Source organism: Paenibacillus mucilaginosus 3016, from assembly GCF_000250655.1.
GTDB classification, from domain to species: domain Bacteria; phylum Bacillota; class Bacilli; order Paenibacillales; family NBRC-103111; genus Paenibacillus_G; species Paenibacillus_G mucilaginosus.
In genome coordinates this window covers 5,400,650-5,418,705 of sequence record NC_016935.1, presented here as the reverse complement: position 1 = coordinate 5,418,705, position 18,056 = coordinate 5,400,650, and the positions used below count along the sequence as shown (strand labels likewise).

Here is an 18,056-nt window from a genome sequence, read left to right as displayed (position 1 = left end):
GCCTTGATCCGCAGGGCCGGTTTACGATAGGCATGGTGTGCCGCCGTCCCGTCCGGGGTGCGGCACATCCTCATGTTTTCCCACGATCACTGGAAGCTAAGCTCATCTGAACGGGAGTGAGGAAATTGAAAGCCGTAATCGACAAAGAAACAACGTATTGGAGCGGAAAATGGGACGGGGAGGACCGCGTGGTCTGCCTGCCTTACACGGGGGCGCAGGGCAGCCGGACAACCTCCGGACCTGAGACGCTTACCTATGAGGAGGTCTTGCCGGAGTCCGTAACAGACCGGATTCTCGGCATTACAGGAGGATCGCCGCTGGCTGTATTCCTGGTGCTGCTGGCCGGGATGAAAGGGGTGCTCTTCCGGTATACGAACGAAACCAACCTGATTGCCGGGGTGCCTACATTTCCACCGGCTGACGCCGCCGAACCCCTGCTGAATCCGCTGCTGCTCATCAAGAGCCGCGTGGACCAAGAAACATCGCTGAAGACCCTGCTCGGCGTGCTGAAAACAGCGGTGGGCGAAGCAGCAGCCCATCAGCAGCTGCCGTTCTGGAACTATACCGGAGCACTCGAGCTGCCGCAGACGCACGATGGCCGGACACTTATACATACGATCATTTCGATGGACGCTCTGCACGGGGAGGAGTCCCACAGCCGGATCGCAGCCGACCTGTCGGTGCGCTTCCGGGTGGACGGAGGAAGAACAGCGGTCCGCATCCGCTATGACGGTTCCAGGTACGATGCCAAGGCCATCTCCCGCTTGACGGGCCACCTCCGCCAGCTGCTCGCGGTCGTGCTGTTCCAGCCGGAGCTTCCGCTGTCCCGGGTGGAGATGCTTACGGATGAGGAGCGCTCGGAGCTGACCGAGGGCTTCAACCGGACGGCCGTGCCTTACGAGTGTGACTCCAGCATTCACGGACTGTTCGAGGAGCAGGTGAGCCGCACCCCCGATGCCGAAGCACTGCGGTGGGAGGAGGGAGCGCTCACATACCGGGAGCTGAACGCGCAGGCGAACGGCATCGCCCGGAACCTGCTTGCGCACGGACTCCGGCCGGAACAGCCCGTCGCCATCATGGCCGAGCGGTCTGCGGCGATGGTCGCCGGCATCCTCGGCATCCTGAAGGCGGGCGGCGCTTATGTTCCGGTCGATCCCGACTATCCGGGGGAGCGCATCGGCTTCCTGCTGGAGGATTCGGGCGCGAAGCTTCTCCTCGCCCAGAACAGCGTTCAGCCGCCGGCAGGGTTCCAAGGTACGGTGATCCCCTTGAGCATGGAAGCCGGCGGCGCTGCAGAGGAAGGCCCGGAACCGGCAGCGGTCGGTGAGCCTGGCGCCCTGGCCTACATTCTGTATACGTCGGGCTCCACCGGCCGCCCGAAAGGCGTGATGGTCGAGCACCGCAGTGTCGTCCGCCTCGTGAGAAACACGAACTATGCCGAGTTGAACGAAGACACGCGCATTCTGCAGACCGGGGCGGTTGTTTTTGACGCGACGACCTTCGAGATCTGGGGAGCCCTGCTGAACGGCGGCCTGCTGTGCTTTGTTCCGCAGGAGGCGATCCTGGACGCCGTCAAGCTGAAGTCGGCTATCCGCCGCTTCGGCATCAATACAATGTGGCTGACCGCCCCGCTGTTCAACCAGCTCTCCCAGCAGGAGAAGGGGCTGTTCGAGGGACTGCATACGCTGATCGTCGGCGGGGACGTTCTGTCCGTTCCGCATATCAACCGAGCGCTGGAGGAGCATCCGGGACTTAGGCTCGTGAACGGCTACGGGCCGACGGAGAATACGACCTTCTCGACCACGCATGCGATCGAGGGCATCCAGGAGGCCGCCGTGCCGATCGGCCGGCCGATCGCGAACTCTACGGCCTATGTTGTAGACCCCTCGATGAATCTCATGCCGGTCGGGGCCTGGGGAGAACTGCTGGTCGGCGGAGACGGGGTGGCCCGAGGGTACCTGAACCGGCCGGAGCTGACGGAGGACAAGTTCATCCGCAGCCCGTTCGTGGCGGGTGAACGCTGCTACCGGACCGGCGACCTGGTGCGCTGGCGGGCGGATGGTGTGCTGGAGTACAAGGGCCGCATCGATTCCCAGGTCAAAATCCGCGGCTACCGGATCGAGACGGGCGAGGTGGAGAGCGAGCTGCTGAAGCTCCCCGGCGTGCGGGATGCGGTCGTCGTTCCGCGGAAGGATGAAGCCGGCCAGTATGAGCTCGCTGCTTACTACGTGGCCGAAGGAACACTGACCCCGCGGGAGCTGAGGACTTCCTTGGCGCAGGAACTCCCTGCGTACATGCTCCCCTCTTACTTCGTGCCGTTGGATGTGCTGCCGCTCACGCCGAACGGCAAGGTCGACCGCCGGGCGCTGCCCGAGCCGGAGGCCTCGGCCGCGGATCAGGCGGATTTCGAAGCGCCTTCTACGGTGATGGAGCTGCGCCTCGAGCCCCTCTGGAGAGCGGTGCTTTCCTTAAAGCGCCCGGTCGGGCGCAGGGATCACTTCTTCGAGATCGGCGGACACTCGCTGCGCGCAACGAAGCTCGTGGCCCAGGTGCACAAGGAGCTCGGGATCAACATCCAGCTCAAGGATATTTTCAAATATCCGACCCTGGAAAGCATGGCCCGCCAGCTTGAGACGATGGAGAGCACGGGCTATGCGTCCATTGAGCGGGTGGAGGAACAGGAGGATTATCCGGTATCCTCGGCTCAAAAGCGGATCTTCTTCTCCAGCCAGCAGGCCGGGGCGGAGCTCAGCTATAACATGCCGAATATTCTGGTGCTGGAAGGACCGCTTGATGCCGGTCGGCTCGAGGATGCATTCCGCAGGCTGATCGCCCGGCATGAAACGCTGCGCACCTCGTTCCACACCGTGGACGGCGAGCCGAGGCAGGCGGTGCATGACGAAGTGGATTTCGCCATCGATAGGCTGCAGGCCGCCGGGGAAGAAGCCGATACGCTGGTCTCAGGCTTCGTCCGACCGTTCGATCTCAGCCTTGCTCCGCTGCTGCGCGTAGGTTTGGTGAAGAGCGGGCCGGAGCGCCACATCCTGCTGTTCGACACCCATCACATCATCTCCGACGGCGCTTCGATGGACGTGTTCGTGGAGGAGCTCGCATCACTGTACCGGGGAGAGGACCTTCCTCCGCTGCACATTCAGTACAAGGATTACGCGGCTTGGCAGCAGGATCGCCTGCAGGGCGATCTGTATCGGGAGCAGGAGCACTTCTGGCTGGACACGTTTGCCGGCGAGCTTCCGGTACTGGATCTGCCAACTGATTATGCAAGGCCTGCCGTGAAGAGCTTCCGGGGCAGCGTGTACGAGTTCAAGCTGACGGAGCGGCAGAACGAAGGACTGAGACGGCTCGCGCAGGAGAATGGAGCGACCCTGTACATGGTTCTTCTGACAGCTTACAAGACACTGCTCCACCGGTACAGCAGCCAGGAAGACCTCGTCGTCGGCACGCCGGTAGCCGGCCGGCCGCATGCCGAGCTGGAGCCGCTCATCGGCATGTTCGTCGGCACGCTGCCAATCCGCAGCTACCCGGAAGGGGCCAAAACCTTCCTTCAGTATCTGCAGGAGATCAAAGAGGGTACGCTGCAGGCGTTCGATCACGCCGATTATCCGTTCGAGGATCTCGTGGAACGGCTCGGCCTGAAGCGGGAGCTGAGCCGAAGCCCGCTGTTCGATACAATGTTTGCGCTGCAGACGGCCGGAGGAGCGCCGGGGGAGGACGCGGAGCCGGAAGCAGGCGGACTGCGTTTTGCGCCATATCCGACAGAGCATACGGTGGCCAAGTTTGACCTTACGCTCTTTGCGGCGGAGGAGCCGGACGGCCTTGGATGCTCCTTCGAATATGCAGAATCCCTGTTCAATCCGGTGACGATTGAACGCATGGCGGCGCATTTCAGCCGGCTTGTGGATGCGGTAGTATCCGATCCCGAACAGCCCCTCGCGGAGCTGGAGCTGATCACGGAGGGGGAGAGAGAACACATCCTCGGGGCGTTCAACGCGACGGAGACGGCTTATCCGAAGGAACGCACGCTCCATGAACTGTTCGAAGAACACGCTGCCCAGCGGCCGGATGCTCCGGCGGTCACCTTCGGCGATCGGCAGCTGACATACGGGGAGCTGAACGGACAGGCGAACCGGCTGGCCCGGAAACTGCGCGCGGCAGGAGTCACTGCGGACCGTCCGGTCGCGATGCTCGCAGAGCGGTCTCCGGAGATGGTCATCGGCATCTTAGCCGTACTGAAGGCGGGAGGAGCTTACGTGCCGATGGATCCCGAATATCCTGAAGAACGCCTTCGGTTCATCATGGAGGATTCCGGGGCGAGGGAGCTCCTGACGCTGAGCGGTCTGCTGGACCGGGCGCCGGCTGCTGGTCGGTTCATCCTGCTCGACGATGAAGCGAGCTACGACGCCGACGAGGCCAATCTGGAGCCCGTCTCAGGCAGCGAGCACCTGGCCTATATCATGTATACTTCGGGAACGACGGGGCGGCCAAAGGGGAACGAGACGACTCACCGCAATATTATTCGTGTCGTCCGGGATACGAACTATATCACGATTGGGCCGGAGGATACGCTGCTTCAGCTCTCCAGCTATGCATTTGACGGGTCGACCTTCGATATTTTCGGCGCTCTCTTGAACGGAGCGAGATTGGTGCTTGTACCGAAGACCGATCTTCTGGAGATGACGAAGCTTTCGAAGCTCATCGCCTCCGAACGGATTTCGGTGCTCTTCATTACGACAGCACTCTTCAACGTACTCGTCGACCTCAATCTGGGCTCCCTGAGTTCTCTGCGCAAAGTGCTGTTCGGGGGCGAGCGTTCATCCCCGGCACATGTCCGCAGAGCCCTGCAGTTCCTGGGTCCGGATCGTCTGCTGCATGTGTACGGACCTACGGAGAGCACGGTGTTCGCCACCTGCTATCCGGTACATGAGCTCGATGAAGGATCATCTTCCCTGCCGATCGGAAGTCCCATCGCCAATACCTCCGTATATATCGTGCAGGGAGGGGACCCGCTGCGGCTTGCTCCCATCGGCGTTCCCGGTGAACTGTGCGTCGGCGGAGACGGCTTGGCCCGCGGTTACCTGAACCGGCCGGAGCTGACGGTCGAGAAGTTCATCCCGAACCCTTACCGGACGGGCGAGCGCCTGTACCGCACCGGCGATCTGGCGCGTTGGTTGCCCGACGGGAACATCGAATTCCTCGGCCGGATAGACCATCAGGTCAAAATCCGGGGGCACCGGATCGAACTTGGCGAGGTGGAGGCGCAGATTCTGAAGGCGCCGTCCGTGCAGGAGACCATCGTACTCGCGCGGGAAGACGCGGAAGGGAGCAGGCAGCTGGCCGCCTACTATGTGGCGGACGCGCCGCTGTCCCCTGGCGAACTGAGGCGCTTCCTCGCCCGTGAGCTCCCGGGGTATATGATTCCAGCCTACTTCACCCGGCTGGAGAAGATGCCGCTCACGCCTAACGGCAAGATCGACAGGGCCGCGCTGCCCGTTCCTTCGGATCAGCTCGACACCGGCACGCCTTACGAACCGCCGCGCACACCGGCCGAAGAAGCGCTCGCGCGGGTTTGGCAGTCCGTGCTCGGCGCGAAGCAGGTGGGCATCCGCGACAGCTTCTTCGACCTCGGCGGCGACTCCATCAAGGCGATTCAAGTGTCCTCCCGCCTGCTCCAGGCCGGGTACAAGGTGGAGATGAAGGAACTGTTCCAGTACCCGACTATCGCCGAGCTGGGCGGCAGGGTACGGCCGGCCGGCCGTACGGCAGACCAGGGAGAGGCGAGCGGACCGGTGGAGCTGACTCCGATTCTCCGCTGGTTCCTGGGAGAGGCGAATGCGGAACCGCATCATTTTAACCAATCCGTGATGCTGTATCGCCCGGACGGGTTCAGGGAAGAGGCGGTCCGCCTCGCGGCCGCACAGGTCGTCAAGCACCACGACGCCCTCCGGATGATATTCGAGCGCTCGGAGGAAGAGGGCTATTCGGCCCGAATCCGTCCGTCTCTGGAAGGTGAACTGTTTACTCTTCATACGGTGGATCTGCGCGAATCCGCCGACCCGTCCGCTGCTGTCGAACAGGAGGCGGAAGCGATCCAGCGCAGCATCGATCTCGGAACCGGTCCGCTGATGAAGCTGGGACTGTTCCGGTGCGAGGACGGGGAGCATCTGCTGCTGGCCATTCACCACCTGGTGGTCGACGGTGTCTCCTGGCGTATTCTCTTTGAGGACTTCGCCTCGGCCTACGAGGAAGCGCTGGCCGGACGGGCCGCCGCGCTGCCGCTGAAGACGGATTCCTTCCAGCTGTGGGCCCGGAGCCTGGCCGACTATGCGGCAGGTCCCCGGATGGCAGCGGAGCGCGACTATTGGCTGGGTCTTGCGGATGCGCAGTGCCCGTCTCTTCCAAAGGATTACACGGCAGAGGAAAGCTCTTATGTACAGGACAGCGAGTCCGTATCCGTTACCTGGACGGAAGAGGAGACGGAGCTGCTCCTGAAGCAGGCGCACCGCGCCTACAACACGGAAGTGAACGATCTGCTGCTGGCGGCGCTCGGTCTGGCCGTACAGAGATGGACGGGACAAGGAAAGGTGCTCGTCAACCTGGAGGGGCACGGCCGGGAACCGATTATACCGGATATGGACATCACCCGGACCGTCGGCTGGTTTACCTCGCAGTTCCCTGTTCTGCTGGAGACAGGAGTTGACGGGGATGTCGGGGAGAACATCAAGCAGGTCAAAGAGGGACTGCGAGCTATCCCGAACAAGGGGATCGGTTATGGTCTGCTGAAGTTCCTGGCAGAGCCGGAGGACAGTCCGCTCGCCGCGTTGAAGCCGGAGATCTCCTTCAACTATCTCGGACAGTTTGACCAGGACCTGGAACGCAGCGCGATCGAAACCTCCGCTTATTCATCGGGGATGCCGCTGAGCGGACGGACGCCGAGATGGTATTCGCTGGATATCAACGGCATGATCTCCGGAGGCCAGCTTGGTCTCACCATCACGTACAGCCGCAAGGAATACCGTCCGGAGACGGTCCAGGCGCTCGCCGACGGGCTGCAGATCAGCCTGCGTGAAGTGATCCGGCACTGTGCCGCTCAGCAGCGCAGAGAGCTGACGCCAAGCGATGTGACCCTGAGGGGCATGAGCGCGGCGGAGCTGAAGGAGCTGACCTCGCGTACCGCCCATCTGGGTGAGCTCGAAGATGTCTATCCGCTGACACCGATGCAGGCCGGCATGCTGTTTCACAGCCGCTACGAACCGAAGTCGGGAGCTTATTTCGAACAGGTGACGTACAATCTGTACGGCACCTTCGATTCCGAAGCCTTCGAGAAAAGCCTGAACGGTCTGATCTCCCGGCACGCCGTGCTCCGGACGAATTTCCTCTTCGGTGCGTCCGACCGCCCGCTGCAGGCCGTATTCCGAAGCCGCCGAGCTGAATACCGATATGAAGATCTCAGGTCCCTGGACGAGGCGGACCGGGAAGGGCATATGGCGGCTGTTATAGCCGAGGACGCTGCGCGCGGATTTGATCTGGGCTCGGATCTGCTGCTGCGCATTAGGGTTCTGCGTTCGAGCGAAACGGCCTATCGCTTCATTTGGAGCTTCCATCACATTATCATGGACGGCTGGTGCCTCTCCGTTGTGAACGGCGAAGTGTTCGAACGCTACAGCGCCGAGCTGGAAGGGCGGGAGGCGGTGCTTGCTCCGGTGACGCCTTACAGCGACTACATCCGCTGGCTGCAGGACCAGCCTAAGGAAGAGGCTGCTTCTTACTGGAGGCAGTATCTGGCGGACTACGAGCAGGAAACCAAGCTTCCGTATGGTGATACGGCAGCCAAGGGGTCCGGTTATACGGCTGCGGAGCTGACATGCGAGCTGGGCCGCGACCTGACGAACCGGATCAACCGGACGGCGAAGGCGCATCAAGTGACATTCAATACTTTCATGCAGACCGCCTGGGGAATTATCCTGCAGAGATACAATAACCACGGGGATGCGGTGTTCGGCAGCGTCGTCTCCGGACGTCCCGCCCACATCCCGGGCGTCGAATCCATGATCGGCCTGTTCATCAACACGGTCCCAGTCCGTGTCCGCAGCGAGGGCAAAGAGTCCGTCTCGGCGCTCCTTAGGCGGACCCAGGAAGGGGCGCTCGCCTCCCAAGCCTACGATTATTACCCGCTGTATGAGATTCAGTCCCTCGCGGGCGGCCGGCAGGATCTTATCCACCATATTATGGTGTTCGAGAATTACCCGGTCGAGGAACAGGTGGAGCAGCTCGGAGGCCATCCGCAGGCGGCGTTCCAGATCTCGGACGTGGGTATGGTCGAGCAGACGAGCTACGGCTTCAACCTGACCGTCATGCCGGGCGAGGAAACGGCCGTGAAGTTCGAGTACAACGCGGAGCTGTACAGCGGCCGGGAGATCGAACGGATTCAGGGGCACCTCGTTCATATGCTGGCGCAGATGGCGGAGGACCCGGAACGCAGCGTGGAGAGCCTGGAGCTTGTGACCGCCGGCGAGAGGGAGGCGCTGCTCGAGAGCTTCGGCGCCCTTCCGGAAGGTGCGGAAGAAACACGCCCCCTTCTGTTCCATGAGCTGTTCGAACAGCAGGCCCGCCGGAGTCCGGAGGAGACGGCGGTCATCTTCCAGGACCGCAGCCTGACCTACGGAGAGCTGAACGCCAGGGCAAGCCTGCTAGCCGTTCGATTGCGGGAATCCGGCATCGGCAGGGAGCAGGTGGTCGGCATACTGGCCGAGCGGAGCGTGGAGATGATCACGGCGGTGCTCGCCGTATGGAAAGCGGGCGGCGCCTACCTCCCGCTGGACCCGGATTACCCGGCGGAGCGGATCGAATACATGCTGGAGAACAGCAAGGCGCAGGTACTGCTAACGCAGGCGGCGCTGACCGGCCGGGTGGCGCCGTGGAGCGATCAGCCGGGGGCGGACCGCCTCGTGTTGAGCCTGGACGACGAGTCATTGTACAGCGTGAATCCGGACGGCGGCAGCGTGGAAGCCGCAAGCCTGCCGAATATCAACGCGCCGGGTGACCTGGCGTATGTGATCTACACTTCGGGTACGACAGGGCGCCCCAAGGGCGTCATGATCGAACACAGGAGTCTGATGAGCACTGCCATGGCGAACCGGCGGGAATACCGCCTCGGCGAATTCCCCGTCCGTCTGCTGCAGCTGGCCAGCTTCTCGTTCGACGTCTTCGCGGGCGATCTGACCCGTGCGCTGCTGAACGGCGGAACGATGGTCATCTGCCCGAAAGAAGACCGGATCGATCCGGAGCGCCTGCATGCCCTGATCGAGACACACGGCCTTACCCTGTTCGAGGCTACACCGGCGCTCGTGATTCCTTTCCTGGATTATGCGGCCCGCAAGGACTGCGCGCTCACCTCGCTGAAGCTGGTCATCACCAGCTCCGACAGCTGCAGTGTGGCTGATTACCGTCAGCTTCAGGAGCGTTGGGGAAGCCGGATCCGCATCATTAACTCGTACGGCGTGACGGAAGCGGCGATTGACTCGAGTTATTATGACGAGCCGCTGGAGAAGCTGCCGAAGACCGGCCATGTGCCGGTAGGCCGGGCGTACATGAACGCAAGGTTCTATATCCTGGATCCTCAGCTGCGTCCCGTACCGGTAGGGGTGACAGGCGAGCTGTGCATCGGCGGTCCCGGGGTGGGCCGCGGTTATATGCACCGTCCGGACCTGACGGCGGAGAAATTCATTGAGAACCCGTTCGTGCCGGGAGAACGCATCTACCGGACAGGCGATGCGGCCCGGTGGATGGAAGACGGCAACGTTGATTTTATCGGCCGGATGGACCATCAGGTCAAGATACGCGGCTACCGGATCGAACTTGGCGAGATCGAAACGGCGATCCTCCGGTTCCCGGGTGTCAAACAGGCGGTCGTCATAGACCGCACGGACGAACGGGGGGGCAAATATCTGTGCGGCTATGCAGCGGCTGAGGCTGAGCTGGATCTCGAAGCGCTGCTGAAGGAGCTTCGCCAATCGCTGCCGGCGCATATGGTACCGGCCCGGCTCATGCAGCTGGAGCGGCTGCCGCTTACGCCGAACGGCAAAGTGGACCGGAAGGCGCTCCCCGAGCCGGAAGGACGGACTCTGACGGGAGCCGAATATGTGGCTCCCCGTTCGGAGAACGAGAAGCGCCTTGCCGGTATCTGGCAGGAAGTGCTGGGTGTGGAAACCGTAGGGATCAAGGATAATTTCTTCGACCTGGGAGGCCACTCGCTCAAGGTGCTGGAGCTTATGCGCCGCATTGAGACCGATTTGGGCCTGGAGCTTCCGCTGCGGACCGTCTTCGAAACGCCCACACTGGAGGCGCTGGCGGTCGAAATCGTGAAGAGTGAGCTTGATCCGGGAAGCGGCACACCGGCCACAAGGCTGAATGCATCGGGACCCCTCCGGATCTTCCTGTTCCCGCCGATGATCGGATCGGGTCTCGCCTTCTCGGAGCTGGCCGTGGAACTCGATACCCATGCCGTGGTATACGGGCTGGATTATATCGATGATGCCGCCGGCGAGGAAGACATGTTGGACCGGTACGTCCGGGCCATTACCGAGATTCAGCAGGAATCTCCATTCATCCTCGGAGGCTATTCCATGGGAGGCAATCTGGCATTCGAGGTGGCCAAGGAAATGGAGAAGAGGGGATACACGGTATCCCATCTGCTGATGATCGACTCGGCAAGGATTGTCAGGGACTATAATCTGGATGCCGAAGAGCTTCGCCGGCAGGTGGAGGCCTCGCTGGAGGGCATTGCCGAGCCGTTCAAAGAGATTCTTACCGGCCGTCACAGGGAACGCGTGCATGCTTATGCACAGTACGGCAACCGTCTTGTGAACCGGTGGAGCGTCCAGTCAAGCATCCACAATTTCATTGCGGCCGGCGGTTTGGTGCCAGGTGTGTCCGTCAAGGACGACCGCCTCAGCTGGAAGCAGGGGACACGTGGGGCCTACACGGAGCATATGATGAAGGGCGGACATGATGAGATCCTCGAGCATGGTTATGTCGAGGCGAACGCCCAGGTGCTGAAGAGCGTGCTTGCCGAAATTGCCGGTCAGCTGACAAGCTCCTCTCGGGAGGGGACAACCGTATAACAGGGCAGCCGCCAAGTCCTAAGTAATTCCAACCAAAGCCAAGGGCATCGACGCTTGTCGATGCCCTTTTTGCTTTGGTTTTCCTGCTTCCACGGTTCTCGGCGAAACTTTTCGGGTAGTAATCCTTGCGGCCCTATATTTGGTGATAAATGGGAAACCATAGAGAGAGAAGGGAAGGGAATTCGCCGTTCCCGGAAAGGAGGAAACCCACATATGAGTAAACTGCTAAAGACTGCCGCCCGGCTTGGGCTCTGTGCAGGCCTGCTGCTGCCTCTGGTGAATGCGGAGGTCCGTCCGGCCGCCGCCGAATTCAATCTGACGCCCGCCGGACTGGAGTCCACTCTGGACGGGCTGATGAAGGAACGGATGGACGCTCTTCATATCCCCGGCGCCGCGGTTGTCGTGACCAAGGGCAGCGGGATTTATTTCAGCAAGGGATATGGCAATGCGGATACGGCGGCGCAGGTGCCGATGGACCCGGCCCGGACGCGGATCCCGATCGGTTCGCTGACGAAGTCGGTGACCGCTACGGCCGCCATGCAGCTTGTGGAAGAGGGCCGTCTGGATTTGAAGCAGGATATCAATACGTATCTGCGGACGTATCAGGCGCCGAAATTCGGGAATCTGCCAATTACGCTTCATGACCTGCTGACCCATACCTCGGGCCTCGACCAGGCGGTATACGAGGTGAACGGGAAGACGAAGGAATCCACACCGGATGCGGAGACCTTCCTGAAGCGGTACTTCGAGGCGCAGCCTCCGGTCCGCCCTCCGGGTGAGAAATACGAGTACAGCAACGCCGGTCTGGGCCTGGCCGGCAATCTCGTCGAGATCGCATCAGGCCAGCCGCTGTCCGCTTATTACGAGCAGAAGCTCCTCGGACCGCTGAAGATGCCGAGCGCCACGCTTGACCTTCCGCTTGGCGATCCGCAGCTCGCGAAGTCGTATTCCTACGCCAAAGGCGTGTATCAGGAAGTTCCGTACAGCTACATCTCCCTGCCGGGAGCAGGGGGGCTCACCGTCGTGCCGAATGAATTCGCGAACTACCTGATCGCCCACCTGAACGGGGGGCAGGCGGGGGACACGCGGATTCTGAAGCCGGATTCGGTGGAAGCCATGCACGCGAAGCAGTACGCCGCGAATCCGCAGCTCGACGGGATCGGCTACGGCTTCTTCCGAGGCCGGACCGCGAGCGGCATCCCGACGCTGTACCACACCGGCGAGATCGACGGCTTTGTGTCGGAGCTCGTGCTGATCCCCTCCGAGAAGGTCGGCATCTTCGTGGCTGTGAACAGCGCCGGCTCGGATGTCCAGCTGCATGAGGAGATCGTTGAGGCCCTCAGCGGGCACATGAGCGCTCCTGCACAGCCTCTTGATCCGAGTGCGTCGGCGTCTGCCGGCGGCCGGAGGACCGCTCCGGCCGCGATCGACACGGCGGCGCTGGCCGGCGATTATCAGGCGGGGATCAATCCCCGGCACGGCTGGGGCAAGTGGCTGCGGTTCCTCGGTGGCTTCAGCGCGCAGGTGGAGTCGCCGGATCCGTCAAGCCTTCGGGTGACCGCCGTCTTTTCCGGCAGCCCCGAGAAGCAGACGAAGCTTTTCAAGCACGCCGGAGGCGGGCTGTTCCAGGAGGTGAACGGCCGGGAGAAGCTGAGCTTCCAGGAGGCGGAAGGGCGGATGGCGATGACGCTGTCCGATCATACGACTCTGGGGAAGGTCTCGTTCTGGCAGAAAACCTGGACACTGCTGTCCCTGTATGCCGCAGGATCGCTGGTCTTCCTCGTCATCGGCCTGATCTGGCTTGTGCGCTACGGCATCCGGGCGTTCCGGAAGTCCGCGAAGCCGGTATCCGGCATAGTGGCGGCGATCGCGCTGCTCAATACGGTCTTCCTGGCCGTGCAGCTCACCTACGGGAACAGCCAGCTTACGTTCGGGTACCCCGCATGGTACGCATGGGGCATAAGCTCCCTGCCGCTGGTCTCCGCGGCGCTGGCCGTATGGCTGCTGTGGAAGATGGCATCGGGCCGCAGAGGGAGCGGATGGGCCGGCTGGAAGACCGCTTTTTCCCTCTTTACGCTGGGGTTCACGGGGTTCCTGTACTATTGGAACTTCCTTCCGGTACACTATTCCTGATCCACCGGTCATCCGGACACGAAGACGACACGGGACCGTCAACCGGGAGCCTGGTTCCTTTCCTTCCGAAGGGGACACAGGCTCTTTCTCTTGAAAAATAAGAATGGATATCACGCCAGCGCAGCTCGCGTGGACCAGGATCTCATAGACTTTCCTAACGGGATGGTTTACAGTGAAAGTACATTTTGTCACAAGGGGATGCCAGTGCTAACCGAAAAACTACTCCTTCATCTTCTGATGATCCTGGCTCCGATCCTCGGATACGGATTCTATCAGGATCACCTGCGAGCGTCCCGCTCACCTTATCTTTACGGTGTGCTGCTTGGCATCAGCTCGCTCGTCTGCATGGCTTTTCCGTTCTATTATCTCGGCTTCTACTGGGATCTGCGGAATATTCCGATGGTGATCGCGTTCCTGTATGCAGGGCAGGGGCCCGGCTTCATCACGATGGGAGCCATCCTGCTTATGAGGACGGTGATCGGCGGGGACCAGCTGCTGTTCGGTTATGTGAACTGCCTGCTCTCCGGCGGGTTCCTGTATCTGATGAGCCGTTCCTTTCTGGGGCTCTCTTCCCGCAAGCGGGTCAACATCGTCGTGCTGATCTCCCTGTGGCCCATGCTCGTGTCTCTGCTGATGCTCGTGATTCACCTCTCCATCCAGCCTGTCAAGGAATCGCTCGCCCTGCTTCCCTTATCCAATATCGTAATGTTCGGCTTCATCTATATCGTCGCCGCCTGGATCGGCGCCAAGCTCAATGAAACGATGCTCGAGCACCGGCAGATGAAAGAGAAGATCCGGCGGGCGGAGAAGCTCAATACGCTCAGCGATCTCGCCGCCTCGATTGTCCACGAAGTGCGCAACCCGCTGACGGTCGTCAAAGGCTTCATGCAGCTTTCGCAGAGAAGGGCGGAGGATGCGCCGAACTATGTGCCGCTCATTCTGGAGGAGCTGAACCGGGCTGAATCGATCCTGAACGACTTCCTGAGCTTCGCCCGTCCCGAACTGAAAAAGCTGGAGAGCCTGGATCTCTCCCGTATGCTGGACCATACCGCCGTCCTTCTGACGCCGCTCGGGCTCAAAGCCGGCGTGATGGTTACGGCTGACATTGAAGAAGGGATTGTGCTGACGACGGACAAAAGCCTGCTGCAGCAGGCGATCGTGAATCTGATGAAGAATGCGGTGGAGGCGACCGCCAGCGGAGGACAAGTCTCGCTGCAGCTGAAGCGTGAGGGGGGAGAGGCCCGCATCCATATCGCGGATACCGGAGCGGGCATGAACGAAGCGCAGCTGAAGCGTCTCGGGACGCCCTATTACTCCACCAAGGACAGAGGGACGGGCCTCGGCACCTCCATCGCGCTGCGGACGATCGAGACGTTAGGCGGGAGCCTGTCGTATGAAAGCAAGGTCCATGTCGGCACCCGGGTGACGATCAGGTTCCCGCTCGCGGCGAAGACACCAAATCCCCCGCTTCCGGAATAACGGAGCGGGGTTTTCATTTGTAGTGTGCGGCCAATGGGGCTTCAGCTCAAGTTCGGATTCAGCTCTGGTTCTGGTTCGGCGCATTCTGCGCCGTGTTGGCATTGGCGCCTGCAGCACCGGCCTGCGTCAGCGACTGGAGGCTGTCCATGGAGCTCTGAAGCTTCTGGAGCTCGGCCTCAAGTTCATTCGGCGAGTTGACAGCGGCCTGGATCCGCTTGCCGGATTCCTCGATTTCCTTGGCGACTCGGTTCACGGTCGATACATCAAACTGCATGGCGGTGGGAACCTCCTTAGTTTCGGACAGACCGGGTTATGTTTTCGAAGGGAATGGCTGTCGTCATGAGCTTGTTAAGTCTAGGCTTCCTCGGATTTCCAGAAGTTATTCAGCGGGTTCCGATCCGTTCGGCATGGTTCTCCCTTTTAGCACCCTCCGTTTGTTGGGGTGTTTTTTGTTTTGGGCAGAACAAAGATAAAAAAGGATTGCGGGAAAGGAAGACATCTCCTAAAATGTAACCATGGTTACATTACGAATAGGAGGATGAGAATGTCTGAACCGCAGCTTGCCCCAACGGCTGTCCGGCCGGAGCCGGCCCCTTACACGCTCTGGCAGCTCGTCCTGTACTTCCTGAAGCTCGGCACGGTAGGCTTCGGCGGTCCGGTCGCTCTCGTGGGGTATATGTTCCGGGACCTGGTCGAACGCCGCCGATGGATCTCCGAGGAGGATTACAAGGACGGTCTGGCCTTGTCCCAGCTGGCCCCGGGCCCGCTAGCCGCCCAGCTCGGATTTTATCTCGGGTACGTGCATTACGGCGTGATCGGCTCGACCCTGGCCGGCATTGCTTTCGTGCTGCCTTCGTTCCTGATGGTCGTGGCCCTCGGCTGGGCCTATCAGCTCTACGGCGGAATCTCCTGGATGCAGGCCGTGTTCTATGCCGTAGGCTCCAGTGTCATCGGCATCATCGCGTTCAGCGCGTACAAATTAACGGCCAAGACCGTCGGCAGGGACAGGGTTCTCTGGGGCATCTTCGCCGTCGTGGCCCTGTACACCGCCTGGACGGAGACCGAAGACGTGCTGCTGATCCTCGGCGCGGGCGTGCTCTACTGGCTGCTGAAGTCGGCGAAGCGCCCGGGCAGGGTACAGGCGTCCTTCTTCGCGCTTCCAGCCGACACGCTCACCCATGCGGCGAGCGGCGCGGTCACCGCTGCCGGCTCCAGTACGCTGTGGGAGCTGCTGCTCTTCTTCGCGAAGGCCGGCGCCTTCGTCTTCGGCAGCGGCATCGCCATCGTGCCGTTCCTCTTCTCCGGCGTGGTCAAAGAGCACGGCTGGCTGACCGACAGCCAGTTCGTCGACGCCGTCGCCGTGGCGATGATCACGCCGGGACCCGTCGTCATCACGACCGGGTTCATCGGATTCCTGGTCGCCGGCTTCTCCGGAGCGGCGGTCGCCGCGCTGGCCACGTTCCTGCCGGCCTACCTGCTGACGATCGTGCCGGCGCCGTTCTTCAAGAAGTACGGCCGGCGTCCGGGGATCGCTCACTTCGTCACCGGGGTGACGGCCGCCGCTTGCGGCGCGATTGCCGGCGCGGTCTTCGTCCTCGGCAAGCGGTCCATCGTGGACCTGCCGACGCTGCTGTTCGCCCTGGTGACCCTGCTGCTGCTCTGGAAGGTCAAGAAGGCGTCCGAGCCTGTGATCGTCCTCGGCGCGGCCGTGCTCGGGCTGATCGTCTATCCGCTGACTCACTAGCCGAAGGGAGGGGGAGCCTATGCAGCCATGGCTGCTGCTGGTCTACAAAGTACCGCCGAAGCCGACTTCAAGCCGCGTCTATGTCTGGCGGAAGCTCAAGAAGCTGGGCGCGCTCCTCTGGCATGACGCCGTCTGGATTCTGCCCGCCACACCCAGGACGCGGGAGCACTTCCAGTGGCTTGCGGCCGAGATCAAGGAGCTTGGCGGGGAAGTGCAGGTGTGGCAGGCGGATACGCTGCTGCCCGGGCAGGAGGAGGCGCTCGTCCGGCAGTTCGAGAGCCAGGCGGACGAGGCCTATCAGGCTGTCCTGGCAGGGCTGAAGGAGCCGAAGGCGGATTATGCCGCCGCGTCCCGTGCTTATCTGCAGGTGCAGCAGCAGGATTATTTCGGCTCCGCCTGGGGACCGCGCATCCGGGAGGAGCTGTTGAATGCCAGGAAAGGGGAGAAGGAAGAGTGAGATGGGTGACATGGAAAGGAATCGGTGTGGACCGGATGGGCTGTGCCTGGCTGATCCGCCGCTTCATCGACCCGGAGGCCGAGTTCCTCTTCATTGAGGCGGGATCGACCGAGCTTCCGGAAGGGGCGGAGGGCTTCGATATTCCCGGGGTGCGGTTCACCCATCACCGGGGGCACTGCAGCTTTCATGCCCTCGTGCAGTCGTTTGAGCTGAGAGACCCGGTGCTGCTGAGAATAGCCCGGATCGTGGATGAAGCCGATACGCTGCAGGAGATCGTGCTAGAGCCCGCCGCCGCCGGCCTGGATGCCATCTGCGAAGGGCTGCGGCTCATCAGCGGCAGTGATGAGGAAGCCCTGGAGAAGGGCTGTCTCGTATATGAAGCCCTGTATGCCCAGCTGCTCAGCCAGCAGCCGGGGGCAAGGGGCAGTTCCCGCTGAGACGCCGGCCGACGGACGGATCGGATCGGCAGAGAGGTCGGTTATCAGGAAAGGAACGAGGTCAAACAAGGGAGAATCTCCCGGTCAGCGTGCCGGGGATCCTCCCTTGTTGTCATTCATCCGGCGGATCCAGTTCAAATTCCAGAGGAGCAGCATATACAGGAACGGATATGTCACCGTGGAGTATTCCAGCTTCCAGCCGTTGTAATAAAACCAGCCTGCCTCGAGCGTTGTGTATTCATAAACAACGGCAAAGAGCCACCAGCCGGCAATATACAGGCTCTTGGCGGCCAGGCTGCGGTCGTAAGGAAAGAGGTTCAGGAACAGCACGTTGATCGCCGGGTAGATCCCGTAAATGGCAAGATAACCGATGCGGTCGACGCCCACGTCGAAATAGCCGTAGAGATCAAAATTCAGGTTCAGCGTTACGTCGGTGACCAGCGCAAGGAGCAGAGAGAACAGGATGGTCGTGTAATGTTCGAGCAGGGTCAGCTTCTTGGGAATCAAGTAAGCCGCAACATTGAAGACGAGGATCGAGACGAGTAAGTGAACCCACAGTTCCATGTCCGGTTGTTCCCTCCCTTGCTATTAGACTGCCCCATCCCATATGCCGTATACCCCAGAACCTTCCGCTGAAGAGAACTCATGTCAACCCCCTCTCCGTCTGC

The 18,056-nt window shown here is 61.5% G+C and carries 8 protein-coding genes; 6 read left to right on the top strand and 2 right to left on the bottom strand.

Annotated features, from left to right (window positions below):
- Positions 1–125 precede the first annotated feature (125 nt).
- The 3 genes from PM3016_RS22250 to PM3016_RS22240 all read left to right on the top strand — a co-directional run bounded on the left by PM3016_RS22250 (position 126) and on the right by PM3016_RS22240 (position 14,750).
- On the top strand, positions 126–11,138 hold the full coding sequence (locus tag PM3016_RS22250) for a non-ribosomal peptide synthetase (protein ID WP_014371024.1): 11,013 nt from the start codon (positions 126–128) through the stop codon (positions 11,136–11,138).
- 213 nt (positions 11,139–11,351) lie between these two features.
- A complete protein-coding gene (locus tag PM3016_RS22245; RefSeq protein WP_014371023.1) occupies positions 11,352–13,271 on the top strand; it encodes a serine hydrolase domain-containing protein in 1,920 nt (639 codons plus the stop codon).
- A gap of 198 nt (positions 13,272–13,469) precedes the next feature.
- On the top strand, positions 13,470–14,750 hold the full coding sequence (locus tag PM3016_RS22240; protein WP_420798948.1) for an ATP-binding protein: 1,281 nt from the start codon (positions 13,470–13,472) through the stop codon (positions 14,748–14,750).
- A gap of 58 nt (positions 14,751–14,808) precedes the next feature.
- On the opposite strand, the gene PM3016_RS22235 is transcribed toward PM3016_RS22240, so the two are convergent.
- On the bottom strand, positions 14,809–15,024 hold the full coding sequence (locus tag PM3016_RS22235) for a hypothetical protein (protein WP_013918798.1): 216 nt from the start codon (positions 15,022–15,024) through the stop codon (positions 14,809–14,811).
- Positions 15,025–15,294: 270 nt separating this feature from the next.
- Here PM3016_RS22235 and PM3016_RS22230 point away from each other — a divergent pair, with 270 nt between their 5' ends.
- From PM3016_RS22230 to PM3016_RS22220, 3 genes are read left to right on the top strand one after another with little or no spacing between them, the layout of a single operon-like run.
- A complete protein-coding gene (locus PM3016_RS22230; RefSeq protein WP_014371021.1) occupies positions 15,295–16,494 on the top strand; it encodes a chromate transporter in 1,200 nt (399 codons plus the stop codon).
- A 19-nt stretch (positions 16,495–16,513) separates the two neighbouring features.
- Positions 16,514–16,951, top strand: a complete 438-nt coding sequence (locus tag PM3016_RS22225; RefSeq protein ID WP_013918796.1) for a Chromate resistance protein ChrB — start codon at positions 16,514–16,516, stop codon at positions 16,949–16,951.
- A gap of 5 nt (positions 16,952–16,956) precedes the next feature.
- Entirely contained in the window at positions 16,957–17,388 is a 432-nt protein-coding gene (locus PM3016_RS22220; RefSeq protein ID WP_013918795.1) for a chromate resistance protein ChrB domain-containing protein, read from the top strand.
- Positions 17,389–17,472: 84 nt separating this feature from the next.
- Here PM3016_RS22220 and PM3016_RS22215 read toward each other — a convergent pair whose 3' ends face one another.
- On the bottom strand, positions 17,473–17,952 hold the full coding sequence (locus PM3016_RS22215) for a CBO0543 family protein (protein WP_014371019.1): 480 nt from the start codon (positions 17,950–17,952) through the stop codon (positions 17,473–17,475).
- Positions 17,953–18,056: the final 104 nt, after the last annotated feature.